The 25354-nt window shown below is 61.0% G+C and carries 23 protein-coding genes; 5 read left to right on the top strand and 18 right to left on the bottom strand.

Annotated elements, in window-relative coordinates; genetic code table 11:
* Positions 1-224 precede the first annotated feature (224 nt).
* The 3 genes from WDS16_RS03750 to WDS16_RS03740 form a co-directional block, all read right to left on the bottom strand.
* The gene (locus tag WDS16_RS03750; RefSeq protein ID WP_338890607.1) at positions 225-605 is read right to left on the bottom strand and encodes a hypothetical protein; all 381 of its coding nucleotides are present in this window, start codon (positions 603-605) and stop codon (positions 225-227) included.
* 9 nt (positions 606-614) lie between these two features.
* Entirely contained in the window at positions 615-1133 is a 519-nt protein-coding gene (locus WDS16_RS03745; RefSeq protein WP_338890605.1) for a DUF3558 family protein, read from the bottom strand.
* 126 nt (positions 1134-1259) lie between these two features.
* Positions 1260-1688, bottom strand: coding sequence for an Lrp/AsnC family transcriptional regulator (locus WDS16_RS03740; protein WP_338890602.1), 429 nt, complete (start codon positions 1686-1688; stop codon positions 1260-1262).
* A 133-nt stretch (positions 1689-1821) separates the two neighbouring features.
* Between WDS16_RS03740 and WDS16_RS03735 the strand changes: the two genes are divergently transcribed.
* Positions 1822-2637 (top strand): arginase family protein, encoded by an 816-nt coding sequence (locus WDS16_RS03735; RefSeq protein WP_338890601.1) that lies wholly within the window; start codon positions 1822-1824, stop codon positions 2635-2637.
* Between the two features lie 325 nt (positions 2638-2962).
* Here the strand turns inward: WDS16_RS03735 and WDS16_RS03730 are convergent, their stop codons facing one another.
* Positions 2963-3415 (bottom strand): hypothetical protein, encoded by a 453-nt coding sequence (locus WDS16_RS03730; protein WP_338890599.1) that lies wholly within the window; start codon positions 3413-3415, stop codon positions 2963-2965.
* An 86-nt stretch (positions 3416-3501) separates the two neighbouring features.
* Positions 3502-5463, bottom strand: a complete 1962-nt coding sequence (locus tag WDS16_RS03725; RefSeq protein ID WP_338890597.1) for an SEC-C domain-containing protein — start codon at positions 5461-5463, stop codon at positions 3502-3504.
* A 115-nt stretch (positions 5464-5578) separates the two neighbouring features.
* On the opposite strand from WDS16_RS03725, the gene WDS16_RS03720 reads away from it, so the two are divergent.
* Entirely contained in the window at positions 5579-6559 is a 981-nt protein-coding gene (locus WDS16_RS03720) for an iron-siderophore ABC transporter substrate-binding protein (RefSeq protein ID WP_338890596.1), read from the top strand.
* Positions 6560-6935: 376 nt separating this feature from the next.
* Here the strand turns inward: WDS16_RS03720 and WDS16_RS03715 are convergent, their stop codons facing one another.
* From WDS16_RS03715 to WDS16_RS03665, 11 genes are all read right to left on the bottom strand, one after another.
* Complete coding sequence (locus WDS16_RS03715) at positions 6936-7685, bottom strand: hypothetical protein (RefSeq protein WP_338890594.1); 750 nt, start codon at positions 7683-7685, stop codon at positions 6936-6938.
* A gap of 19 nt (positions 7686-7704) precedes the next feature.
* A complete protein-coding gene (locus WDS16_RS03710; protein WP_338890593.1) occupies positions 7705-8772 on the bottom strand; it encodes a hypothetical protein in 1068 nt (355 codons plus the stop codon).
* 3 nt (positions 8773-8775) lie between these two features.
* On the bottom strand, positions 8776-9060 hold the full coding sequence (locus WDS16_RS03705; RefSeq protein ID WP_338890591.1) for a hypothetical protein: 285 nt from the start codon (positions 9058-9060) through the stop codon (positions 8776-8778).
* A complete protein-coding gene (locus WDS16_RS03700) occupies positions 9057-9332 on the bottom strand; it encodes an SAV_915 family protein (RefSeq protein ID WP_338890589.1) in 276 nt (91 codons plus the stop codon). The genes WDS16_RS03705 and WDS16_RS03700 overlap by 4 nt, the downstream gene beginning before the upstream one ends.
* Positions 9333-9711: 379 nt before the next feature.
* Complete coding sequence (locus WDS16_RS03695; protein ID WP_338890587.1) at positions 9712-9864, bottom strand: hypothetical protein; 153 nt, start codon at positions 9862-9864, stop codon at positions 9712-9714.
* An 85-nt stretch (positions 9865-9949) separates the two neighbouring features.
* Positions 9950-11377 (bottom strand): AAA family ATPase, encoded by a 1428-nt coding sequence (locus WDS16_RS03690; RefSeq protein WP_338890585.1) that lies wholly within the window; start codon positions 11375-11377, stop codon positions 9950-9952.
* A 124-nt stretch (positions 11378-11501) separates the two neighbouring features.
* Complete coding sequence (locus WDS16_RS03685) at positions 11502-12074, bottom strand: hypothetical protein (RefSeq protein WP_338890583.1); 573 nt, start codon at positions 12072-12074, stop codon at positions 11502-11504.
* Between the two features lie 310 nt (positions 12075-12384).
* Entirely contained in the window at positions 12385-14133 is a 1749-nt protein-coding gene (locus tag WDS16_RS03680) for a hypothetical protein (RefSeq protein ID WP_338890581.1), read from the bottom strand.
* Positions 14134-14161: 28 nt separating this feature from the next.
* A complete protein-coding gene (locus WDS16_RS03675) occupies positions 14162-14446 on the bottom strand; it encodes a hypothetical protein (protein ID WP_156520379.1) in 285 nt (94 codons plus the stop codon).
* A 334-nt stretch (positions 14447-14780) separates the two neighbouring features.
* Positions 14781-17345, bottom strand: a complete 2565-nt coding sequence (locus tag WDS16_RS03670) for a tetratricopeptide repeat protein (RefSeq protein WP_338890577.1) — start codon at positions 17343-17345, stop codon at positions 14781-14783.
* Positions 17342-18151: a hypothetical protein gene (locus WDS16_RS03665; RefSeq protein WP_338890576.1), complete on the bottom strand. Its 810-nt coding sequence runs from the start codon at positions 18149-18151 to the stop codon at positions 17342-17344. The genes WDS16_RS03670 and WDS16_RS03665 overlap by 4 nt, the downstream gene beginning before the upstream one ends.
* Positions 18152-18364: 213 nt before the next feature.
* Between WDS16_RS03665 and WDS16_RS03660 the strand changes: the two genes are divergently transcribed.
* The 3 genes from WDS16_RS03660 to WDS16_RS03650 are packed head-to-tail and all read left to right on the top strand — an operon-like array spanning position 18365 to position 22631.
* Complete coding sequence (locus tag WDS16_RS03660) at positions 18365-19852, top strand: hypothetical protein (RefSeq protein ID WP_338890575.1); 1488 nt, start codon at positions 18365-18367, stop codon at positions 19850-19852.
* Positions 19849-21252 carry a hypothetical protein gene (locus WDS16_RS03655; RefSeq protein WP_338890573.1) on the top strand — a complete coding sequence of 468 codons (1404 nt, stop codon included), beginning with the start codon at positions 19849-19851 and terminating at the stop codon, positions 21250-21252. The genes WDS16_RS03660 and WDS16_RS03655 overlap by 4 nt, the downstream gene beginning before the upstream one ends.
* Positions 21249-22631: a hypothetical protein gene (locus WDS16_RS03650; protein WP_338890571.1), complete on the top strand. Its 1383-nt coding sequence runs from the start codon at positions 21249-21251 to the stop codon at positions 22629-22631. Before WDS16_RS03655 ends, WDS16_RS03650 begins: the two co-directional genes overlap by 4 nt.
* Positions 22632-22661: 30 nt before the next feature.
* Here the strand turns inward: WDS16_RS03650 and WDS16_RS03645 are convergent, their stop codons facing one another.
* On the bottom strand, positions 22662-23762 hold the full coding sequence (locus WDS16_RS03645) for a ThiF family adenylyltransferase (RefSeq protein ID WP_338890569.1): 1101 nt from the start codon (positions 23760-23762) through the stop codon (positions 22662-22664).
* Complete coding sequence (locus WDS16_RS03640; protein WP_338890568.1) at positions 23759-25204, bottom strand: phenylacetate--CoA ligase family protein; 1446 nt, start codon at positions 25202-25204, stop codon at positions 23759-23761. Before WDS16_RS03640 ends, WDS16_RS03645 begins: the two co-directional genes overlap by 4 nt.
* Positions 25205-25354: the final 150 nt, after the last annotated feature.

The following is a 25354-nucleotide window of genomic DNA, read 5'->3' as shown; positions in this document are numbered from 1 at the left end:
CCAGCGACGTTCGCGGTCAGCCGAGCCGAACGTTGCCTTCTGCATCGTGAGAACCGGTCAATAGAGTGTGCTCACCACAGCCGAGTCGTTCGCGGTTACACGTCGTATGAATCAGGGACGGCTGACTGCGCAAGATTCGGAACTCGAACGTCCTGCAAACCAACAGATGACGTCGAGCACTGCTGCGCCACCATTTCAACGACGAAGCGGCGTTGCGGCTTCCGCTACTTCGGCCCCTGGGACTGTAGGTCAGAAGCATTGGCGTCGTCAGCGGCTTCCGTCGCAGCGAAGAACTTGCCGAAGACCACCTTCATTTCCTCGACGACGTCGATATGGCTCTGGAGGACGCCGACCATGTTGTTCGCACCGCCAGCCGCTTTCTCCGAAAAGATCCTCTCCAGATCCTTGCCTGAATCGAAGTCACCCCATCCACTGACATGGGTCAAACTACTCGCTCTACGCTGATGCTCTTCCAGCTTCTGGATGTACTCGTCGCAAGCCGCGCTGCAAGCCCGCGCCGCTTCGGGATTCAGGTACAACTGCCCTTGATCGGCGGCCACCGCGAGCGCCTGCCAGTAGGTCGCTGGTTCGTCCGGCTTTCCCATTGAGACCTCCTACTTGGGTGCGGCCGGAACCGCACTTTCCAGATCATGGACGTGTTCGAGCCCTATTTCGCATGCATCCGCGCCATCGTCTTCCTGGTAGAGCACTGTGAACACCACGACTCCCGGCGGTACGTCGAGCGCGATGTTGCAGTCCCTGATTGCGGGACCGAACTCGGTCTTGTACATGTACGCATCACGCCCACCCACCACAAGATCGCGACCCTCGCGATTCGCCGACTTCGCCCGAGCCTCGCCGATCGTGTGATCGATAGACGACATCGCGGTCAGCGCATAGGCCGGTCTCGGACCTGGTGGCATGTACTCGCATCTCGCCCATTCCGGGACGCTTAGTCCTTCACCCCATCCCTCGTTGCGGTACGACGGATCCAATCCCGCCGCCTCGATGGCCTCGGGGGTAATGCTGCACGGATCCCACCGCTCGGCCGCGACCGGACTTCCCTCGACTCCGCCGCCGCACCCTGCAAGCATCGTCGCCACGGCGACAAGCGTCGCCACCCGTTTACGCATCGGACCCCCTCGATCACGTCGATCAATAGGTTAGACGCCGACGGACCCCAGTTGGTTCCGTTGGACTGACGAGATCTGGCCCAGTTCGCCCGCCGCCGATGGACAGGTTCAGGTCGAATCGCTCTCTCAATGCCCGGTGAGCGAGTTCATGAGCAGGCTGGTCTGCGTATCGCGGACACCAGGAATGGCGCGTATCCGCTCCAAGGCCGCATCGAATTCCGCCATCGACGGTGCCCTGAGCTGCACCACCAGATCCCATGCCCCAAGGGTGGAATGCAGCCGTTCCACCTCCGGGAATCCCCGCACCACACGGACGATGTCCTGACCCGCCTGCGGATCACTGAGAACGAGCGTGATCGCACGAATCGCATCGCGGTCGACCTCGTCGCTGAGCCGGATCGTGAACGATTCGATCACCCCCGACCGCGTCAACGCATCGATCCGCGTTGTCACCGTCGACCGGTTGACCCCGAGCTCGCGGGCCAGCACAGCCACCGGCGTTCTGGCCTGAGCCCTCAGGAGTGAAAGAAGCCGCCTGTCGAGATCATCGATCATGCAGAAAGCCTAACCGGACACATCATTCTGCTCGAAATAGCCGCACATTGTCGGCACAGCGTCGATTGCAGGACCACATCGCTGCTATCTACGGTTGAGTCGATCCCAATCCGCATTCGTTCGAGGAGACGCTGTGACCGTCGCACTAACGCACTTTGCCGGACGAGTCGGCGACCACAACGACCGTGCAATGGCCGCGACCCCGCTACTCGCGAAAGTGCTCGAGAAGCGACTTTCGGTCAGCGCCACAGTGATCGGTCAGCGAGGGTCGCGGCCACCCACAACATGGGACGAGGAACTGCGACTCGCCGCACCAGAGCTTCGGGAAATGGCGGCTCACTACGACGATCTGCTCAGCAGGGGCGCAACACCGGTCACCGCCCTCAGCCGTTGCGCTGTCGCTCTAGCGACGCTGCCTGTCGTTGCGAAGCGCCGTCCGGATGCGGTCGTTGTCTGGTTCGACGCACATGCAGATCTCAATACACCACTGACGACGGCGACCGGCTATCTCGGTGGCCTCGCGTTGTCCGGGCCTCTGGGGATGTGGGACTCGGGGCTCGGAGCAGGACTCGCGACAACCAACGCGATTCTCGTCGGGACAAGAGATCTCGACCCGGCCGAGCAAGAGCTCGTTGATAGCGGATCAATCACCCTTGTCCCAGTCGGGTCGAATATGGCAACTGACCTCCGGCGCGTGGTCGCCGGCAGACCCGTCTACGTCCACATCGACTGCGACGTACTGGATCCGGGAACAGTGCCGACCGACTACCATGTGCCATTCGGAATGACGCTTGTGCAGTTGAATGCGTGCACCACAGTGCTCGCACACAGCGAGGTAGTCGGAGTCGAAATCGCTGAACTCGAAGTCGACGACGCGGATTCCCACTCGTACAGGCCAGCTTGGAAGATCGTCGACGCCGTAGAGCCGTTACTTCTGGCGCACGGTTGACCGGCCCGTCAGTCACCCTGCGCGACGCAGTGACCGTCCACGCGACCTCACCGGGGCAATCAACGCTGTAGATTTTCGCACTTCACCGGTCAAAGTTTGGGCCGGTGTGGCACTAGGATCATCGTTCGTAAATGACGCACTACTCGTGGCCCCCAGGACACCGGCGGCCTGAGCATGGCTCATTGGTTGGAGGGCGCGGGTGGGCTGCCGGCAGGCTAGCCAACCATGCGGTGGGTAGTTTTAACTTCTCTCGCCGTCAATCGCAGCGGACGCTCAAGCGTTCGGTGCAGGTTGCCAGAAGCATCGAGAGTGCGCTGCTCGCGGCCTATCGCTGCGCTCTCCAGAACGCAGAGCCGTCGTCGAGCCCTAGGGAGTGGCGAAGTCTGCGAGGACTCATTGCGCCCGGGTTCCCCGTCTCCGGGAACGAGTCGAGCAAGCGGATCAAATCCTCGCGGCGAGCTGGGTCCGCGGCAGCCTGAGTCGGCGTGTAACCGTCGAGCGCAGGGATCTTCTCGTGAATCCACGACGCTTCATGCTCTCGTATCCGCTCTTCGAGGAAGGATGCGATCTCAGGGTCCTGCTCGAGATCCTCGCCCTGTTCGATGCCACTTCTTTCGGCGCTCTTCGACGCGTCCGCCATGCGATCGGAGGCCGGTGTCCGTGTCTCGCTGACAACCGTCAGCGTGGGATGCATGGATATGACCGCATCGATGATCTCGTCGAAGCGCCCTTCCGTCATTGCTTCGACCGACAGCTGCGTACTGTCGAGTGTGAGCATGCCGAGGACGCTTGCCCCGCCTGTCCAATGCCAGCAATTCCCCTCGGCTGCACCGTATTTGCGACTGAGTTTGCGACGAATGCCGTTCAATTCGCCGAGTTCGAGCCGCGCTTCACAGAAACAATCGGATTGCCCTCGCGTGAAGCAATTTTCGGCGGAGCGAATCGGGCACTGAGGAAGTCGACCAGATCTTCAGGATCCACGTGATTGTCGAGCATGTCGATCAGCTCGTGCCGCTGCGACGGGTGTACCGGCTCTAGTCCTCCGTAGAACTGCAACTCCGAACCGACCGGAACCACACGTGCACAGACGAACTGGCCTGGCGTCAGTATGCGACTGGCCATTTTTTCCGCCACGAACTGGCGGTCACCCGTGCGGATGTCCCGCACTAACAATCCTTCTCCCGGTGTGGCCGACTCGACTTCGTGAACGGAGCGTTCGATCAGCAGCCACTGCTGCGCGAGGTTCAATTCCTCCGACGGCAGTAACGATCCGCGCTCTTCGACGAAATCGCCGAACAGTCCGCCTTCGAACAGGAGCACATCCAAGATGAACGGGTTATTGTGAAGTGCTTGCGAGAGTGGATCGTCGGTCTTTTCCCAGTACGCGGTCCTGATGTCGGCGAGCGCCCGCAGTTCCATTTCGCCTCGACCTACGGCCAGGAAATGATCTGCCTTGCTGTAGAGCCATCGAGCCCGGTCCTGGAGCGTTGCGTCACTCTTCCCGAGGTGGCACACCTTGTATTTGCGTCCCGACCCGCACCAGCATCGATCGTTGCGTCCAAGACCTGGGTGTTCGCGCGGCAGCATGTCCTCCAGCAAGGCGCGAAGTTGCTGGGCGTCTTCAGCCAAACCGATGTGCCGCAGTACCGACATACCATGCGTCGCGTCGCCGCGCAGATATGCGAACTCTGCAAGTTCGAGGCATGCGACCTCGAATGTCGGATTCAGGTCGACTGCGCGCTGCAGGCTGCGTTCCGCTGCTATTGGATCACCGATCAGATCGACGGCATGGGCGTGCAGCCAATGCACCGACGCACGCGCGGACTTCGGCACCAGAGAGACCAAAGCGGTGGCAACGGCGGCCAGTGCTGGTACTCCCCCGTCCATTCTGACGATGAGCTGCAGCGCGGCATGGGCCAGATACGGGTCCGATAGGTGAGCCCACGAATCGGGATCGGCGGCTACTGCCTCGCGAATTCGCTGGGTCCGGTCGTCGCCCGTCACATGTATGGCGTCCTGCACCAGCGTCAGGAACGCATCCAGTGCGGCCGACTCCGCGTCGTCGAGCTCGAAGGTTCTGCCCAGCATGTTCGTCGCGGTGCGCTGCCGCTCCGCTGCGAAGTCGAACCCACTGCGCGCGACGAAGTCGACGTTGATCGCGAGGCCTGCTGCCTCCAGCATTTCGGGCAGGGGAACAGTTGCCTCGCGGAACAGCGACGGATTCTCGTACATCAATTGCCACGCCACGGCGTCGATGTAGGCGGCTCTGTCGCCGACGAGCTCAAGTAGCTCTTCGGCGATGTCGGGCTCCACCAGTGGTTGAGTAATGCGTCGAGTGTCGATCCGCCCGTTCTCGACCGTCAGACCGAGGACGTCGCCGGGCCGAAAGTCCGCCAGGGTGCCGCGCGGCAGCATCAGTCCTTCCGATGGCCACCCCGGGTCCATGACGCCGCGCTCGCGGAATACGGCCGACGGTGTGATAGCGGTGGAGACAGTCTCGTATCCGCGCTGTTTCGCTTCGTTATCCACCAACTCGGTCATTGGTGAGAACTCGTTGCCGATTTCCACGATGTCGACGAGGATCTCCCCGCCGGTCACGCGATGAGTGAGGATTCGACCCTCGAGGAGCGCACGGAGATGGATGTTGCGGCCATCCTCGAAAAATCCGCGCTCATCGGATTCGAACGTGTCGATGAGCTCGAACATCTCGCGCTCGTCACCGTGGCCGTGCTCGACCATCTTCTCGGCCCACTGCTCGTCACTCAGCGGGCCATCAAGGCGGAGAATCGCGAGCGCAGCGGCTTCAAGTCCGTCGTAGTCGTTCATCGTCGACCACGATATCGGAGCCGCGTCCTTGTCTACTCCCACGGAAACCCGTTTTGCACAATTCTCGACCTGTAGTTAGGGTTGCCTTCCTGCGACTGAAAGTCTGGAGAAGACCGTGCGAATTGGTTCATGGAAGTTGAGTGCCGTGCTGGTGAGCGTGGTGCTGGCGGCGGGGTGCGCGTCTCCCGAGGGAAACACGTCGGGCACGACCGAGGCATCCGGCGCGTTCCCTGTCACCATCGAGCACGTATTCGGCAGCACCACCGTGCCGGAGAAGCCCGAACGCATTGTCGCATTGGGCGTATCCGACGCCGATGTCGTCCTGGCGCTCGGACAGGTTCCCGTCGGCAACACCGGTTTCGTCTTCTACGAGACGGGGCTGGGACCGTGGGCAGAAGGGCTGGTCGGCGACGCCGAACTCACGCGCATCGAGTCGGACTCCGAGCCGAATCTCGAGCAGATCGCAGGCTTGGCACCTGATCTGATTCTCGGCGTTGCCGCTGGGTTCGACGAAGACATGTACGCCAAGCTCAGCGAGATCGCACCCACCGTCGCCAGACCGCAGGGAACTGCCGCCTACGCTGTGCCTCGCGCTCAGGCGACCGAGACCATCGCCGCCGCACTCGGCGTTGCTGAGGAGGGCGCAGAGCTGAACGCGAAGACCGATCAACTCATCACAGACACAGTCGCGAAATACCCACAGTTCGCAGGGAAGACGGGCGTCGCGGTGATGTCCTACGACGGCGTCTACGCTGGCTTCTTGCCTGGCGACGGCCGCGGCCAATTCTTGACAGGACTAGGTTTCCGCATCCCCGACGAAGTCACCAGCCGAGACACCGGCGACACCTTCTACGTGGAAGTGTCCGCGGAGAATGTGAACCTGCTCGACGCCGACGTCATGCTCGTCCTCGGACCCGACGAGAACTTCGACATCGTCGCCGAGAACCCATCTTTCGCGAACACTACTGCTGGCCGCAACGGCGCGATCATTCCCGCGACCATCGACCAGCGCGGCGCAATCACGTACAACTCGGTGCTGTCGATACCCTATGCCATCGACAATCTTGCTCCGAGGATCGCAGAGGCACTCGGCTGACGCCGCCTACCCTCTCCCCTAACGGGTCCGCTCGGCAAAGCGGTGTATGGCACGTTGCGCAGCCATGTCACTGACTCCGAATGACCTTTGCACGAAGGGTTTGTCGGTCACCGGTTGCGCAACCAGAGCGTCGACGAGACTCCATACGACGCATTCACGACGCGCAACAACATCGCCGATGAAACGCTTTTACTCAGTACCGTTTGGTATGCGGAAGGAATTCCCAGGCCCGATTGCGAATGGGACTCCCCTCCACACCGCTGCCGCACCCTGCGAGCACGGCTGCAACAGCTACAGGTTGGACGCACTGACCGCCGTATCGAGTCCGATCGCCGAACATGACGCTGTGGAGACAGCGCTGAGAAGCGAAGGCGGCTTACAAGGCGATGGCGGCCAACCGCTCTGCGGCCGCATCTGTGCCGAGCTCGAATCGCATCTTCGGGTTGTGCAGGTAGAACGCAATCCACTCCTGCAAGACCACGGGGTGGACGTCGAAACGCCGGCAATCGAGCTCGACCGCGAAAAGCGGCATCTTTTCGATTCGCCACAGGCGCGCTGTGTTGTGTCCAGGCTCCGGTAAGACGATCTCCGGCTTCAACACCACGCATTGGTACCTAACCAACCAAAAGCCGTGCCGGGTCCGAACCGTGCGATTCTCGATCTGCACGGTTCGGATGCAATCCCACGGTGCTCTCATGTCGAACGACCAGCCGCGATGGCGCACTCCGTCAGCGTCCAATTCGACCCAACCGTTCCGAACCGAACGCAAAGCCAGAGACACATAGAACGTCGCCCAGAGCGGAACGAGAAACCACAGAGTGAACGCGGTCATCAACGCGACCGACGCAACGACGACGCACCGCCAGAGCAATCCCCAACGCTCGTACCGGACGGTGGATCCACGGACTCTGGACAGCACAGCCGAACCGATTTTCGACGAGTTCCGATTGAACCACGCATACGTGGTAAACGTGACGATGCAGATTGCCATCGACAGCCCCAGTCCGCCTGCCCTCCAGGTGCTCTCGAACATGAGCGGAACAGAGCCGTACACAAGGACTGCGGCCACAGCCAGACCCAGCACACTCCGCACGATCAGCCAGATCCGCGGCTTCGATTGCAGCACATAGGGTTGCACTGTGGAATCAGAAGAGTGCATCCCAGGCTCCCGTCGCTAGATCGCCGATCGAAGCACCCGTGTCGTACAACGCGTCCCAACCGTCTACGACGGCATCCCCCGCACTACCGATCCCGTCTTCGTAGAGCGTGTCGACGGCACCGGAGGTGAATATCCCGACGACGGCTCCTACTCCCGCACCGACAACTGTTCCGAGAACCGGTGCAGGGATGAGGGTTCCGATGGCCGCTCCGGCCGCGGCCGATGTAGCGAAGCTCGCCCCTCCGGACACAATGGCCTGACCCGCAGGCTTACCGTTGTAGATGTCCCACGCAACACCAGCAACTGCCAAACCCCCACCCAAACGGGACGATACGCGTTCCGACTTCGAAGCGAGGTCCTCTGCAGTCTCGGCGACATCGACCGCTCTGGCCGCTGTAGTGCTCGCGTAATCCAGGTCGCGGTAGACCACCGAGGCGGGCGTTCCCTCAGGGGCGTTCAACGCGAGATCGACGTACTTGCGCGATTCCGATACCAGCCACGCCGACTTCTGGGTCAGCGCGCTCACCTGAACATCGACGACCGAGTTTGCAGCGGCGTCCACCAATTCCGTTGCAACGAAGAACCAATCGACGTATGGATTGGTCCAGACTCCCGCCAGCGCCCCGGCCGCCTCACGTTCGACGGTCCGCGCCGCGTCGGCGGTGTCGAGTGCTTGCCCGTAGGCGACAGCCACAGCCCCCGACGAAGCCTCCTCGATAACATCGCCGACGACGAACAACCCTGCGGCGGCCGCGTCGATTCGCGCGCCAGCCATCATGTCCAGCGCCTTCTGCAGTCCATCCGCGAAAATGTCGATCTTCTGAGCGTGATCCCGAGCCGCCGCCGACATCTTCAGGGCGCCCTCGGCACCGGCGGTCAACTTCGGGATTGCTTTCTCGGATGCAGGCCCGTCCCACGCTCCGTCGATTCTGTTTCGGGCCGCGAACACCGTGTCCGCTGATTCCTCCACGGCCGGAGCGAGCCGGTCGCGTAGGAAACGCGCGACCTGGCGGACGGATTCAGGATCACCATCGATGTGGGTGTCGATGCTCATGCCCTACTCCGCCCACGCCGCGGCGTTGATCTCGTCTGCTGCGACGATGTCTTGCTGGGCGTATCGAGTGGCGCACTCGTCCAGTACGCTGCTCACCCCGGCAAGGCCGATCACCAGCTCACCCGCAGAGGTTACGAAATTGGCCAAGATACCGAGTATCGCGGCAGTCCCAATTCCTCCGTCGACGACAGTGGGTATCGACGGCGCAACCTCGTCGACCCGAATCGCGGCGTCGTTCACATATCCTGCCTGCACTCGTACTTCCTCGCAATCCACGACGATGCTCATGATGCGCGAGCCTCCTCGGGCACCACAACGTCGAGCAACACCAGGTCGAAGGGCGCCACATCCCTCAGCGAGGACAAGTAGCTGGTCGGAATTACGACCCACGGCTGGTCCCTGCCCATGCACGTGTACAGGCGGTCCAGCGCCGAGTAGACAAACAGCGAGGATCTGCCATCGCGTGTGTTGTCGAGTAACACACGCGCGTCCGACGGATCCGAAACGTGCTGATAGCACGGCACATACAGCACCGGTGGAAAATCTGATGGAATCTTCACGAATGTCCTCCCCTACTCCGGCGTGGTAACCGGTCCTACAGATTCAGACGCAAGGAAGAGCGGAACGGTTCCGGGCCGGTCCCCATGGTGCATCTGTCCACGGTCGACCCGTCCACGTATGTCGCATCTCAACGTCGATGTCGCGCACCGCGAGCTTGCGGTTTCAACGAAATCCCCATTCTGTTCGGCACTCTCGATGTCGCCGCAGGCAAGCCGCAGCGTCACGGGCCTGAGCGCAACCGTTTCTCGATTCTCACGCCGTCGACATTGCTGCGCCAACTCGGTCTCGACGCGTCATCGGTCGATCCGACCTACCGCGGGGTTCCGAGTGCCAAGACGATGAATTGGTGGCGCAACTCGCGGAGGTCGACGCCAGCGGTCACGCACTACTGGTCGTGGAGCCGTAGTGAAGCGGTTCCGCACCGGTGTAGAGCTGCGACTTCAGCTCCGGCTCATCGGTCACGACGAATTCTCGCTGGAGCTGTTGATACTCCGGCGATTCCCTGATCGGGTCGCTTCTCGAACCGGACACGATCATCACCCCTCGCCACGCACTTGCTGGGCACTCTGTTGGCGAACGCCAACCCGTCGAGGACAACGCCTACGCCTGGGACCCTTCAGTTCAAAATCACTAGGCGGCGAGACGTTGTCGCGGATGCTTGACGCGCGTCGAGTGGAGTAGATCGGCCTGCTGGTATTGCTCGATCGCGACCCCATGCCCTGATTGCGGCCACCTCTTCCGGGTTGGTTCGACTGAACGGCATGACGTTCGCGAACACGTCTTTTATGTATTCGTCGCCGGGCGGTGTGTCCCGATGCTGCATGAACATCGCTGCCGCGATGTCGTGAACAACCGATTCGATGTCCGAGCCGGCGAAGCCGTCCGATATCTCCGCCAAAGCGGCCAAGAGTTCCGCGCTGGGCTCGACCTGCAAGTACTTGCGAAAGTAGAGGCAGATAATCTCCGAGCGATCCCGCTCGTCCGGAAGATCGACGAAGAAGAGTTCGTCGAACCTACCCTTGCGAAGCAACTCCGGAGGAAGCGCCGACACATCGTTGGCAGTCGCCACCATGAAAACCTTCGACGTGGATTCTTGTAGCCAGAATAGAAATTGTCCAATCAGGCGAGTCGTGGTACCAGAGTCCGAATTTCCTCCAGCGAGCGCCTTTTCGATTTCATCGACCCACAGGATGCATGGTGCGATCCGGTCGGCAGTATCGAGTGCTTCTTTCAATCGACTTTCGGACACCCCGACATACATGCCCAGGATTGACGCCATGTCCAACCTGTAGAGCGGTAGTTTCCACTCGGCGGCAATGGCTTTTGCACTCAGCGACTTCCCACACCCCGGTACGCCGACGAGCAATACCCCCTTCGGGGGATGCAGATGGGTTCCGCTGAGGTCGGCACGAATGAGTTCGCGCCGCGTTGTCAACCATTCTCTGAGTGTTGTGAGGCCCCCGACCTGATAGTCGTTGTCCTTCAATTTGACACGTTCGATTCCACTGAGCTCACCGAAAATCTGGTCCTTGAAGACGGAAAGCTCCGAAAGATCGTCTTTGAGCAGAGATCCTCGTGCAAGCATCGTGGTGATGGCGTTGATCGCTTCGGTTTCGGTGACGCCCACGAGCGCCTCGGATGCGAGCCGCATCTCCTCGTGTTCCCACTCGATGCGCATCACAGCACGATGGTCGTCGACGTAAGCTTTGACCACGTCGGTGTACAGCTCACTCGCATCAGGCAAGTCGAGAGAGACCGACATTCCCAACCTGGCCAAACCAGACCAGACAGGCCCCGAGGCAATGACGATAATCGATCCCTGATGAGTCTCTGCGAGTCTCGAGATCTCAGCCAAGTGCCGCGCCGACGAGCTGTCAGTCTCGATGTCGTCGACGTCCGTCAGGATAAAGTTGGCATTGTTTCGTCCGGAGAACGTTGCTGTGGCGAAGTCGAGCGCCCCAACAAAGCTGCGATCGTCGATTACAGGCGTTGGGCTGGTGATGTCGAACAAACCGGTTGCCCGCGAGTGATAGTAAAATGGCATCGCTCGAAACTTGGACGCAACGCCTTTCAAGAGATCGAGGCCCCGTGTCCCCTCGATCGTACGCAGAACGATGAGAGGAACCCGTGCTTTCAGAAATCGCTCGAGTATGTCTGCCGTGTCGACCTTACTGGGCATTACTGTGACCTTCCTCGGCCGGAGTGCGCTCGATAGTCACAATCCGGCGCTTCGGTGTGTAGTGCAGCCCGGACAAACCGACGTCGCTTGAATCCCCCTCCAGCTTTACTCGTCTCTCGAGGGCCGGAGCAGCAGGCTGTGGATGGAAGAGCGCGTCGAGCGGAAAATTGGGTTCGAGGATGGCGGTCAATGAATTCGCCCTCGCTGTCTTCAACAACCGTTCTCGCACGCTTCTGTCGCTCGACGCGTTCGCGGTGCTCTTGAGCAGATTGTCTTCGATCTCCTGCTGCAGATTGCGGATGTCAGTCGCTGCGCTTTCCGATAGGAGGTCTCGGATCACCGCAGGGAGCGATGGATGATCCGCCAGCTGCAGCCGACGCGCGAGTTTCGTGCGCATCTGAACCATTGCGCGCTCACGGTCGTGTTCGGTTGTGGCTCGACCCCACTGAACGGTGAATTCGGACGACCAACGCGTCATTGCGGTGGACAGTGCTTCATTGAGATGTCCGAGAAGTCGCTGGTATGCACTGGGAGGCAACGACGATTCTGTCAGGACAGGCAAATCCAAAACTGTATGAGCTGGATCCGTCGCCCATGCCCGCAGTGCCCGCACCCACAATTCATAGTCGCTACTACTTGTTGTCACGAAGCAGAACCACGGCGGACGAGCACTTCTCCGGGTGGCGTCGGATCCCATGAAGGTAGATCTCCGGCGATCTTCCGATTGCGCGGAAGCTCCGTTCTACCCGACGATCGCGCACCGAGCGACCATAGTCGCGACACCGCTGGGCCGTCCGCTTGTTCCGGGTTCGGGGGAACGAAAGGCGCTCGCTGCGTCCGACGAACGATCGGAGAACTTGCGTTGGTTTCCGTCATGCCGAGATCTCCTGTCTACCAGCCACCGTGGGCCACGTACCGATCAGATTCAACAGGGGTTGTTCTTTCGCGTCCTCATCCGAGTACAGGAGTTTGGTGTCGACGTACTCGGCCACTGCCGCTCGATAGATATCGACAGAGAACTGAAATGCCTGCTCTCGCATCGCCAGTGCTTCCTGGTACTTCTTCTCGGCGTCGGTCTTGTTCTTCCAGACCATGTAACCGGCTGCGCCGCCCGACACGAGAAGCACCAGAAGCCCGCCGAGACCGAAGATCAGGAAACCGAGAACCGAAAGAGCGAGAGCGATTCCGCCTGCCTTGAGGTAGTAACTTTCTTTGAAACGGACCCGTTCAAGATACTCGGCGACCGATGACTCCCACACTCCGGCCAGAGACTTCTCCGCCTCTGCCTGGGGCAATTCGGTATCGGTTTTCCAGCCTTTGAACCCGAGGGTCTGCGCATAGTTCGAGTGGTTCTGGTCGAGCGTCAACTCCACCTTGTCCAGATGCTTCATCCGGTAGTCGGCGGTGAAGGCGCCGACAGCATGCTGAAAGTCGTCTCGCGACACTCCGATTGCAACCTTTTGGGTGCCGATCGAAACACCCAACAGGTCCGGCCGAAGAGCCGATTGAGTCTGAAGAGATATGACGTCGAGCGTCTCTTCGAGTGCGACGTTGAGCGCGTCGGCTTCCTGCCGGGCGCGATCGAGATCGCCAGCATGCTCGATCACGGCGCGGTGGTAGACCGCGTCCCGTTGGAAAGGGAGTTCTTCGGCGTCGAACTCGGTCACCAACAGTTCGAGAATGTCGTCCAGACGGTCGATTGTGGACAACCCCAAATCATTCGGCGAGTTCTTGATCTGTGCGTACTTGGCCTGCGTGAAACCGAGAGCACCCGCGCACTCCAGCGCCTGCTTCACGTCGTCCCATTGTGGGCTGATCTTGGATAGGTGAGGGAACTCGGCGTCCACCACAGTGGGTCGGTGCAGCGAAATTTCGTTTTGCCAGGCTGTGATCTGAGCGGCGACGACCGACTGGTCGGCGCGCAATCTCTGGTTCCATTCGGTGAGTTGCGCCGCAATCAGCTGTTGGCCGTGTGCACCGAATGCGTCCTGTGCTGCCGCCTCCAGGATCACTGCGAATTCGCGGCTGAGGGCGTGCGGATCGAGTGACGACAGGTAGTGCTTGAGCCACCGCGTCGACGATTCCAAGCGGCCTTGGCGTCGTAGAGTGAGCGCGAAAAAGAGGCTTGTCTTGCGGGGATCACGCGAGAAGGCTGCGTCGATCGAGCGCGAGCACAAATCCTCGTCGTCGCGTGACCAACTCGCGAGCGCCACGAGTGCAGGCGCAAGCCAGTAGCGCGGAGTCTGAATCATCAGCTCCTCGCTGATCTGCTGCACAGTATGGTTGCTGACGTTCCCGAGGTCGAACGCTTGAAGCGTTCCGATCGACGTACGGCGCACCACCTTGTAATGGCCGTACTCGCGCTCGAGGGCGGCCTCGACGTTGCCGAGAACCGTCTCGGACCGCTGAACGTTGGCTGTGCGCTCTGCCTGCAGGACGTACTCCTGGAAGTCCTTGCGTAGCTCTCGAAGCTCATCACTGGTGACCGCAAGGTCCCGCGACACCACCCCCACCTGTGTGGTCACCTCGGTCACCTGGTCACTGACCGTCGATAGATTATGGTTGACGGAACTGACTGCGTTGAGGACTTGCTGAAAATTGCGTGTGTAGTCTTCGGTCATTGCACGGGCCCTTTCGTCGGCCAGTAGTTCACTGAAAGGTCGATCCGGTTCGTACTGGCACTCCGTCGTCGCGGACGGGGACGATCGATCCGTCCGAATACAATTCCACAAACGCGTATGCGTCGTTTCGAACCAGCGCGCGTGCGTTGCTATACGGCAATTCGACAGTGTCCGAAGCCGTGTAGTGCTGAGAAATATTGCCGTAGATATCGAGTTTGTGGTCGACGTACGGCGGCCCGAGATAGCAACGGCCGAACAGCCCGATAAGTGCCCCGCCCTGACGGGCATCGTATTCGTCTCGTATCAATTTCATGATCTCAGCATTGGCCCGGGGGTCCAGCGACGTGTCGAGCGAGCCAACTGCTACGAGAAGCTCTCGGGAGCGAGGCTTCATCCGCCGGGAAAGCTGGTAATTGTTGGGCGGCGACGCCGTGACAACCGCCTTGGGCTTTCCTACCGGCTGCAGCGATACTGCGTCTGCACGATGCACAGATCGTCTTCTGCTTATTTCAGCCAAAACTCTCGGTTCCTACTCGTCCGGACGAACACGTCACCCGGTGACGGGTGACGACGATTTGAAACACTAGATCCCGAGCGCAGCCGTGTCTGTCGGCTATTCGGCGTAACAATGCATTTCGACACAACCTTCATGCGATGTTCACCGTTGCGGGACGAACGACCAAGCCATAGCGGGTGTCAACTGACTGAAGGAACTGTCCGAGCACGATCCGGCCGCTCGGCATGGACAACCTCGGCGGCGGCCGCATGGGTAGCACGGCGCCGGCGATCAGAGTCCTCGCGACGCCAGCCACCGCGTCGGCGATATCCAGTGTGACTGTGTCCTCCGCCATGCTCCCACCCACTTCGGACACCACTGCATGCGCGTCGCTTGAAACCTCCGAGACGTGAGTACCCGAGTTGATCGCCGACTCGATCAAATCGGTCAGGAGCGTCGCGTCACCCAGCTCATGTGCCCAAGTGAACACATGCGAGTTCCACAACGACATCGTCGTTGACCACGATTTACGTGCTGTCGCACTGACGAACTGGAACCGTTGAGCATCGAGATACAGCAGTGCGGGCAGCGCTAGATCAACGGCTGCTCGCAGACGGTCGTGCCCGGGAACCGACGCCTGGCACAGCGCGGCCAGGAAGTCACACTTCGCCACATCGATCAGCGCGTCGAGTTCCTTCGACATACGTCGCGCTGAACCGAGGAAAACCAGACTCTGCTCACTGTTGCCCAGCATCAATTCGGCGCACGCGCGGTTGCGGTGAGCCCAGGCGACCAACCGTCGGTGGTCTGGGTCGCGCTCGAGGTGGATGAGCGCCCGACCGATCAGGGAAGATGCTCGTGCGAACTGTCCCTTCTTGAACACAGCAGCCCCGATGTTGCACTGACAGACGGCACTTCTCGCAGAGTCACCGAGACGCGCGAACTGCTCGTGCGCCCGCGAGAACGAGAGCTCGGCCGCATCGAGATCGTCCCGCGCTAGGTATAGCCCGCCGAGGTTCTGATCGATCATTGCGAGTCGATCCGTCGCGCCGACTGACTCGAACCCCTGTCGTGCACGACGGAACGCGTGTTCGGAGTCGTCGAATCGACCGGTATCGAGGTAGAGCTGACCGAGGTGACCGTCCGATACGGCGACTGCAGCCGGGATTTCGTGCCTGACGAAAACGGCCCTCGATTCGGTCAGTGCGCGTTCGGATTTCTCGTAGCGTCCCATGCTCATCAGGCACATTCCGACGCTCTGCAAGCACAACCCCGCCTTCTCGTGCATCTCGAGGCCAAGGAATGCCTCTCGCACCGATTCGTACTCCCCCACCGCGCGCTCGTAGTTTCCCCGCACGAACTGGACGAGCGCGAGGTCCTGGCGACAGTCGAGCTCCAGTTCGACCTCACCCAGGCCGTCGATCAGCCGCAGGGACTTGGCGAGCATCTCTGCGCTCTCCTGGGTAGTGCTGGGTTGAACGGACGAAAGGTATCGCAAACACTGAGCCTCCTCGACGCGCGCCTCGTACCGCGCGAAGGTGTCGGCAGCGCTGACCAGAAGAGCTCGCGCCGTGTCGTGTTCGCCGAGGTGCATTCGCACGGTGCCGGTATTCATGTCGCACAACGCCGTCGCAACGGGGTCATCCAGTTGGGTACTGGTGCGCCGGGCTCGGGTGTAGCTGGATATCGCGGCAGGATACTGTCCGAGGTCCTCGAAGATGCGACCGAGCATGATGTCGAGGTCTACGGCTTCGCCAGGATCGACATCTACGTATAGGTTGCGTGCCGCCTCGAACGACTCGACAGCGGGTCCGACCGATCTCGAGTGCGCGTGTAGTCGGCCGACTTGCTTGTAGCAGTGTGCGCTGCGCACAGCTCGCCCGGTTTCCGCGTGGAGGGCAAGGGCGTTCTCGAAGGCTGTAAATGACTCGTCGACGCGTTGAGCGTCGAGGTACAGGTCCCCCAGTTGTTCCCAACAATCCCCTTCCAGCTCCGCATGTTCGGGCGCGCCGAGGTAGTCGATCGCGGCTTTCAAGTTGCGTTCAGCCCCGGCAGGGTCGTCCTCGACGGAACACACACCGAGCAAGAATCGGCAGCGTGCCACAGCGAGGTCGTCGCCTTCGCGCGCATACAGCTCACAAGCCAAGCCGAAGTCGTCCCGCGCAGCTTCTGCCTCGCCTAGATCGATCGAACACAAACCGGCACTTTCACGGTTCTCGGCCGAGTCGGCTGCATGGTGGACCGACCAGAAGAGCTCGGCTGCCAGCCGATACAACATTCTCGCCGGCTCAGAGCAGTTCATCGCTTCGTACACTTCGGCAAGAGAGCTCGAACAATATGCTTCGGACTCGGTGTCGCCGCACGATTCGCTCAGCGCGCATGCGTGACGAAGTTGTTCGACGGCATCCTCGTTGCGGCCGCCGTCGAACAACACCAGACCCAACAATCCCCTACAGTCCGCTTCGAGAGGAACGTCGTCCGCACTCGACGAATTGACGATCGCTTGTCGTAGAGATCGTATGGACATCTCAGTCGACCCAAGTTCAGCATGTGCAGCGCCGACCCAACGCAAGCACAACGCGATACGACGCACATCACCCGCCTGCTCGCATCCGGCCAACGCTTGTTCCAATACGTGGAGTCCGTCGCGGGCGCGGCCCTCCTCTAGCAGGCGGACACCCGCGGATATTTCTGAAGATGCAGTCTCGGGCGTCATCTGGACACCCTCCCCGAGCGAACTTTCCCGATCACAAATTGTCCGAGACCGAACACGACCGCGTAGGTAGTGAAAACAGTGACCGAGCCGAGCGCATCGACATGCTGGCAGTCCAGCGTCGTCCCCGTCGCCGAGGTCAACAGGAAGACGCAGGCAAGCCCCACGCCTACTGTCAACAAGCCGTATTCCGGGGCGAATCCGATGATTGCTCCCAGAGTGACGGCCCCTACGATACCGGCGATTTCAGGTCCGGGCCCGCTATCCAACCCGGCCGGAGAGGCCAAGAACAGGACGATCTCACTGGCACCGAACCAGCTCAGTCCAACGCTGCTGACCCCAAAGTTCCGCTTGGGTCGAAGATAGAAACTGAAGCCACCGCAGAGGACTGCAAGAGCAAGGAAAAGTGCTATCACGCTGATTCGCAATGGAGCATTACTCTCGACTCCGCAGATTGTGGGCGCGGTGACACTCGACAGAGCCGGTATCAGGGCTAAAAGACCGATAACGGAATACAGCAGGTCTCTACCCAATTCGACTGGCGGGAAATTCTGTAGCCAACCAGTTGTGAGGGCGAACACTGCGACGATCAATCCAAGCGTTCCAGCCGAACCGACCGCAATTGACCCCGATCCACCTATCTGAATCAATGCGGCGGTCGCTACGAACCCCGCCAGAAAAGCGCTTCCGTAGGGGTACCGGTCCGATAGCGTTTTCTGTCTCGTTTCGCGTGTTTCGATAGATCTGCGGCCGAGAACGAAGTAGGTCACCATCATTGCGATTCCCAAGATGACTACAACCGCGGTCATGCCCCTCACTTCCGCTGGACCACGCCGCGGGCGTGGTGATACGAGACACATCGAGGCCTCGAGTTCGGGTTCCATGATCGCCGAGATCGACCGTTCGCGGCAGTCGTACGTTGGAAGGACACCGCTGTCGTTCGTATAGATGACATTGCTGGGCGGGGCGGCGTTTTCTTGGCACCATGGCCCAGTCCCACAGAAACCGAAGGAGTCGATGACATGCCCCCTCAGTCGGCGAACACCGACTGGGCAACCAGTCGATGGTGGGTGGGCAGAGAGCTTGACAGGGGCCGTTTCGCCGAAGAGCCCATTTCGCGTAACCAGCTGATCGCTCTCTGGGTCAGAGCGACTGCCGAGCCGAAGCCCAATGTAAAACACCTGGCCGAAGACTTGGCAGCCTGGATGGGGACGCTGGGGTCTGCGGAGTGGGTCGCACAACGGTTTTCGTCGGAAGCTTCTCGACGCCTGCGGCTGGGCACAAACGAGGTTCTCGGCGGCGTCGAAGTGTGGGATCTGGTGAGTGCCGTGGCTGTCGAATACGGGGACACTCTTGCCCGATGCTCTGCCGGCGTAGTTGCCGACATCCGCCTCGAACGCCCTGGCGGGCTACCTGCAAGGATTGCGCAGGTGCTCCGCAAGTACGAGGACGGCCCCCCGCGGACCGCCGCTCGCCACGCGATGGTCAATTCGGAGGCGTGCGGCACAGTCGTTGAATCCCGTAACCATGCGGACCGTTTTATCGACAATCCGAACCGCTGTCGTTCGGCGATCGTCGCGGCGTCGATGCGCTCGTACAACGGCAAGCTGACGGAATATCGCGAACGTATCGACGATGCGTCCGACGAAGAGGTCTCCGACTCGATCGCTGCTGCAATCGAGCGACTTACCGAGTTGTACGGAGAAGCTGACGTGTCGGATCGCCTCCCGACCGAGCACGAGATCTCCTATGTCGAGGACAAGCTCGACCGCTTCCTGACAGAAGCATGTTCCAGTCGATTCCGTTCGGATCTGCCCCTACTCGAAGGCAGCACCCTATACACGACCGCTGACGTGCGAGGCGAGGCGTGGCGTCGCGCGCGACGGAACCTGCTCAGACTCCATATGGATTCCGTCGAGCTGGACGAAAAAACGTTGACCGAGGTCTACGGTTCGAATTTCGCGCGTGCGAGGCAGGATCTGCAGCGTGCGCTGATCAGGGAGAACGCGAGGAAGTCAGCTAGCGAATTGGACACCGCGCATCTGGAACTCGGCTACCGCAGCACAGAAACCAAGACCCTATTCACGCAGGCCCGTTCGTACTTGGCACAAACTCCAATCGAATCGGACAATGCGTGGGGTTGGAAGTGCGATGGGCGGGTGATTTGCTGGGAGCGGGCGATAGCGCTCGAGATCTTGGCAGATGCCGGCTCGCTCGCCGGATACGGTGCGAGCGCGCTCGAGCAGGCCCTACGCGAGAGGTACGACCAAGTGTGCCCATCCGACACGTTGGCCCCGACGCGCACCGCATCGATTGCTTTGGCCCTGCAATTGACGAGGGGCGCCCTCGCTTCGGTTATTCACGACGACGACGTCTTCGGCAACGATGGTGTCGACCTGGTCGGCAGTAGGAAGCCGGGTCAGACGTGGGCCGGGAAGACCGCCGACGTACTGAGCGCACTGCGCGGACATCGAGTCGCGTGGGATCGCCTGACGGGCAAAGCGGTATGAGCCGCCACCCGATCCGCGTCGACGACGCAGGAATGCACTGGGACGGCGACACCGCGCCCGCGGTAGCAGAAGTCTTCCTCGAACTGGCGCCTGGAGTGAACGTCGTCGTTGATGCAGCGGATCCGTCGACGCTGATGGGATGGACCATCGCGCGGGAGGCCGACGTAGGCTCGCTCGCCCGAGCGTGTATCGAATCCGACCTCGCGCACGTCGTCGAATCCGACGGGTCCGGAGCCGTGATCAGTTGCGAGGCTTTTCATCTCGATGCCGACTGGACCCGACGCGCTACTACCGCAGCGGTCGCACGCTGGTGGATGTCTCCGCTCGACGAGGGCGCATTGATGCTGGACGAGGCCGGTGCACGGCGTCGAACAGGCGACATCGACGGCGCGAGCAGGCTTGTCGCCCTTGCTCTTCCGGCCTTGGAGTCACTTGCCGACGACGCAGCGAACGGTGAACTCTCCGGCGGCGCACTATCCGAACTGGCCACCTTGACCAGGGCTGCCAGCGCTGCAACAAGCGGGCTGTCCTGGGGCTATCCGTTGCTCTCAATGGCCAACCGGGTCGACACGGTCCGGGAGATCGACGAGACGAGGCTAGAGCGTTGGCTGGAAGAGCTCGTCGACGACAAGTCCTTCGGCCTTGTTGATGTAGGTATGGCGGGCGGCCCGTCGATCGCTCGCGCCGAGGTGCAACGGGGGTACATCGATCCGCACGTGCTGCCCCCGCGAATTCTGCGGTGGAACGGTGCACGTTCTCCCGAGTGGACAGCCGAGGTGGATACAAAGGCGCCTACTCACCGAATAGTGCTCTCAGTTGAACTCGACGCGGCCGTGGATCTGCAGTGTGACGAGGCGAGCCGGATCCTCGGCTTCGCTGCCGACCGAACGGGAAAGCTGATCGCGACCATACCGATGATGGCGCAGGGGCACGTACTCCTCGGAGCTTTGCCGATCAACGAAACATCCTTCGATACAACAGTGTTCGGCCTCTTCGACGCCGAAACCCCAACCATGAATCTACGCTTGGGACCGCTGGCCGAACCACTGATCAGCGTCGACCGCCACATGCTCGACGCGTGGATGCTCAGTCGTACCGCGCACGCCGTTGTCGCGGCCGTGAATCTCGGTGCCGACGAGGACGTTCTAGCCTTTGCCCAGTCGGCCGCGGATGGCTTCGTGCGCGACGCGGTCGAAGCAGCCGGCCGGGCGCTGACAGCGTTGAATGTCCCGAAGGCGGCTGCCGACGCCTCGGACACACCGCTTGCCATCCTCGTCGCGAACCGAGTTGCAGCCATCGAAGCATTCGTCGACCGGTTGGAGTCACGACTCGACCAACCCGCAGGAGCGCAGCCGCTATTGGCCGAGCTACTGCCATCGCCGTTGTCGGGAAGCGAATGAGCAGCGCGCATCAACCGACGGTCCTGGTTCGGGCCGCCGACGCCGGTGATACCTACCTGTCGTGGACCTGGTTGGACACCCCGGGGAGTTCGCAGGCGGTCAGGCTCGACGGGACCGTGGTGAAGGACGTTGTCGATCTACTCGATTGTGCATTGCTCGCACCCTTGCCTGTCGGCACGGACCAATTCGAATCGAAGGACGCGGCCACCCGTCGCGCGCTGCTCACGGGCGCATTTGCGAAGCCTGACACCGAAAGAACGTTGTCCGCGGCTCTCACCGAGGTGATGTTTCCGACAACGCTGCGTGAGGAGATCGTCGAGCGGTCGCTGCGTCATGGAGGTGTCCACCTACGTGTGACGCCCAGTCCACGGTTGGCGCGCGTGCCGTGGGAGCTGTTGTTCGTCACACCTGATCGGCGGTTGCTGGACGTCGCAATGGTCACGCTGGACCCGCCGACGACGGTGCATGCCGAACGCACCGTCCTCCCGCCTGCGTGGAGCGACGTCGAACATCTTCCCGCGCTGCACATCCTCGATCCATCTTTGCCGACCCGCGCCATGGACCATGGGCTCGGCCGCACACTGTCGGGCATCGCGAAGAACGCCCTCCTCGCTGGGTTGGCAGCACATGCCAACGCTTCCACCAGTGCGGCGTCTTCGAGGGGGTTGAACGCGTCGCAGACTGTCGACAGAGTCGATCTGTCGCGTGAACTACGCGTCCCGCGCTCGAGATTGTTCTACTTCGGGCACGTATCTTCGACCACGGATGAACCGGGTTCGGCGTCCATCCATCTGCACGACACGTCAGGTGCACCGAGTTCCGACGCGGGCCGTTGGGGAATGGCCGAGGCGCTGCGACCACGGACCCGTCTCGGTGAGCGAGCACCCGCCCATCCAGGTGACCATCTCCCACTGTGCGCGTTGGACTTTCTGTTGGGCACGCAGCAGTGCACCGATCCGCACGTTTGGAGGGCCTACGGTTCGGATAGACCGCAGTCTGGTCACGAGATTTGGCCGATTCCGTCGCGCGTTGCTCTAATCGCGTGCGAGGGCGGCGTCGACTTTCGTTCTGTGGAGACGTTCGGCCTGGTCATGGCCATGGTGGATTCCGGTGCGTCGCTGGTCACCACCACACGTTGGACGCTTCCCACCGATCATGCGTTCCATACGACTGCCGGTCTTCGAAAGTCTGTCGTCCCTACCGTCGATCTTGCGCTTGCGGTGGATCGCGCACACGCCAGCGCCGACCCATTGCAGTCGCTTCATCGTTGGCAGCAAGAGCAACTGGCGAAGTGGGCTGCGGGCGACGGCAACATCGCCCACTCCCCTCTTGTATGGGCATCCTTGACCACGACCGTTGCCGCCGCGAGAACGGAATGACGATGCCTTCCCCATCGTATGCACCAGGTTCTAGTAGCGCTGCGACATCAAAGCTGCGAAGGCGTACTCGTCGAGTTCGTTCCACCGAGTTGCCGACGCAGCCTTGTCGCCCAGCAGGATTCGGTCGAGATCGACGCGATACCGACCGGATTGCATGTCGGCTCCCAACACGATCAACCGAGCCGCCAACCCCGCGACTGAGCCGGCTGCATTGGCGGCGGTACCGAGCTGCGGCCACGATGGAAGCGAACGGCCCACCTGCGTCAACGAATACCTGGTACGAGGCGTCACGTCACTGCCGACGATTGCGCTCGCGATGCGGATTCTGTTGCGAGGGTCGTTAAGCTCCGAGACGTCCATTCCGGTGAATTCGCCTGCCCTGCCATGGAATAGCGGATATTCGGCATCGAGATCGTACCGCTCGACATCGAGGATGACGTTGTCACCATTGTCGGTTGCCATCACCACTGGAATACCAAGTACCCGAGCCTGTTGCCGAACTACTACCTTCAGTGCGAGATCGTCCATTTCCTCCGCGAGCACGGATAGCTGTTCTTCGCCCACACTGCCGAGGAAACTGCCATCGAGGCTGTCGTAGCCGTTCGGATGTGCCGAAACGTCACAGTACGGATCGGTCTCCAGAAGTCGTCGTTGCGCGAGAGTCACTTTGGACATCCCGAGGTCGCACACCGAACCCTGCAGTCGGTTCAGGTTGCTGGGCCCCAAGGTATCGAGATCGGCGATGCGGAATCGCCGCGCCCCTGTCAGCGCGCAAACCGACACCACCGATGCACCCACACTGAGCCCTGCGACTCCGATCAAGGCTGATCCCCATTGTCGCTGCTCATCATCGTCCAGCAAGTACCTGTTGCGCGCGGTTCGCAGACGGTAGAAGTGCTCGTCGGCCGGGAGCCGAACCATTGTGGATCGCCAGGGATACACAATGTAACGGCTCGAGTCCTCGACGACCCGATCGTCGTCCCAGTTAGGGGATGCGGGTCCGAAGGCGTCGATTGCGGCGAGCTCCGATCGGGCCGACTTCCATCCGTCGACGTAGTGCATACCGCAGTTCGGCTGCAACAATTCGTCTATCCGGCGAGAGTCGGTCTTGGGGTCCAGTATCTCGATCACAGCGAACCTACCCGCTCGACAGCGCTCTGCTTGATCTGCAATTGAAAGCCCTCGCTCCCGTATGGATGGAATTCCACCTCTGGCTCCACCGCGGCCCCGTACATTCCGTGGAGCTCGTTGAACTCACTACTCGATGACATCAAGGCGTCAACTACGTTTCGTCGAATCACTTTAGCGCACTCCGCATTCGGACTACCTGGCGATTCGACGCCCTTCCGGAGCTCGACGTGCAAGTGCAAGGTGTCGCGGAGGTCATCGCCTGTACGACGTCCAAGAACGAACTTGCCGGTGATCGCGTCGGTCAACTGTGGGTCAGCAAGTGCGGCGCGGACCGGTTCAGGGTAGATGTTCACGGCATAGAACGAGACCGCTATGTCAGCGCGTTGTTTCACGACGACGAACTGCGAGTGCTCGGTCGAGGTCGTCACATCGAGATGGTGACCGAGTTCGGACACCCGACGACGTAGCTCGCAGGGGGTGATGACCTTACCAATGTCGTTGATCCGGTAACGAATCAAGGGAATCGTATTGTCGACGGTGAACAGTAGGTAACCCTGCTCGTCTGTTTCGATGTACCGCAGCGAGGCATCGTACTCAACCAACGTCGATGACGCGGCCGTGCCGCCGAACAGCGTCACGTCGAGATCGTTGTGCTGAAACGCCAAACGCCGAGCAGCGATTGTCGTCGGTGTCTCGTGCCCGATCATCCCCGCGTCGGCGGTGCCATAGACCAAGCACACGTCCTCCGGACTGTCGACTTTTCCCACGAGCATCAGAATTCCGTCTCGCCAGCTCTCTCCGATGCTCTCACCCGCCAGCAAGAACTTTATGTTCTGGCTCAGCACGTCGTGTCCGGCGCCGTCCAGGACGTCGCGGACGAATGGTGGATAGCCGGCAAGTATCACCTGGTCGTAGTGCATCCCGAGTGAGGCCACGTCCATACGAACGGTGTCGACATGGACCCCCGGAGCCACTGCAGACACCGGAAACCCGCGGTCGTGCAGCTCTTCGATCGCACGAAGTGTGTACGTTCCGCCGATCCAGTTGCCCATTGCAAAGCACACGACCACGAGAGTCGACAGTCGGTCGGCACCCAACTGGCGCAGGATCCGCTCGTGCAGAACGACACTGTGGTCCAGCGCCAGCTTCGCACGCGGCCAATGAGTAGGTGGACCAGATGATCCTGAGCTGGACGAATAGATGCGCGTCGAGGTGGCGTCGCCTCCCGGGATGAGTTGCGGCAATTCGTAGGCATGCACGTAGTTCTTCTTCGTCGTAGGCGGGACGAGCGAGAAGTCCGGTGCTGACGCGACGGTGTTCGGGTCGAACCCCATCTCGGACAGAAACCGTGGATAGGCGTCGGTGGTCTCGACAGCCTTTCGGAACGTCGCCAAGGCGCCGTTCACTCCTGCAGCACTTCGAGTCGTCCGTATCGGAGACATGGCCGAGTTCCTTTCGTGGAACAAGACGCGAATCGCCTTGCTGCACGAAATACCGAACCCCCGGAGCGCCCTCTCCACTTTCGACCGTCACCGAGTCGTGTACTGCGACCAGATGATTGAAAGGCCTCGCAGTCTCATGCACAGTTTCGA

Origin of the sequence: Rhodococcus sovatensis (assembly GCF_037327425.1) — a bacterium.
Classification (GTDB): Bacteria; Actinomycetota; Actinomycetes; order Mycobacteriales; family Mycobacteriaceae; genus Rhodococcoides; species Rhodococcoides sovatense.
The sequence above is the reverse complement of the archived record's forward strand: the minus strand, read 5'-3'. Positions and strand labels throughout refer to the sequence as shown.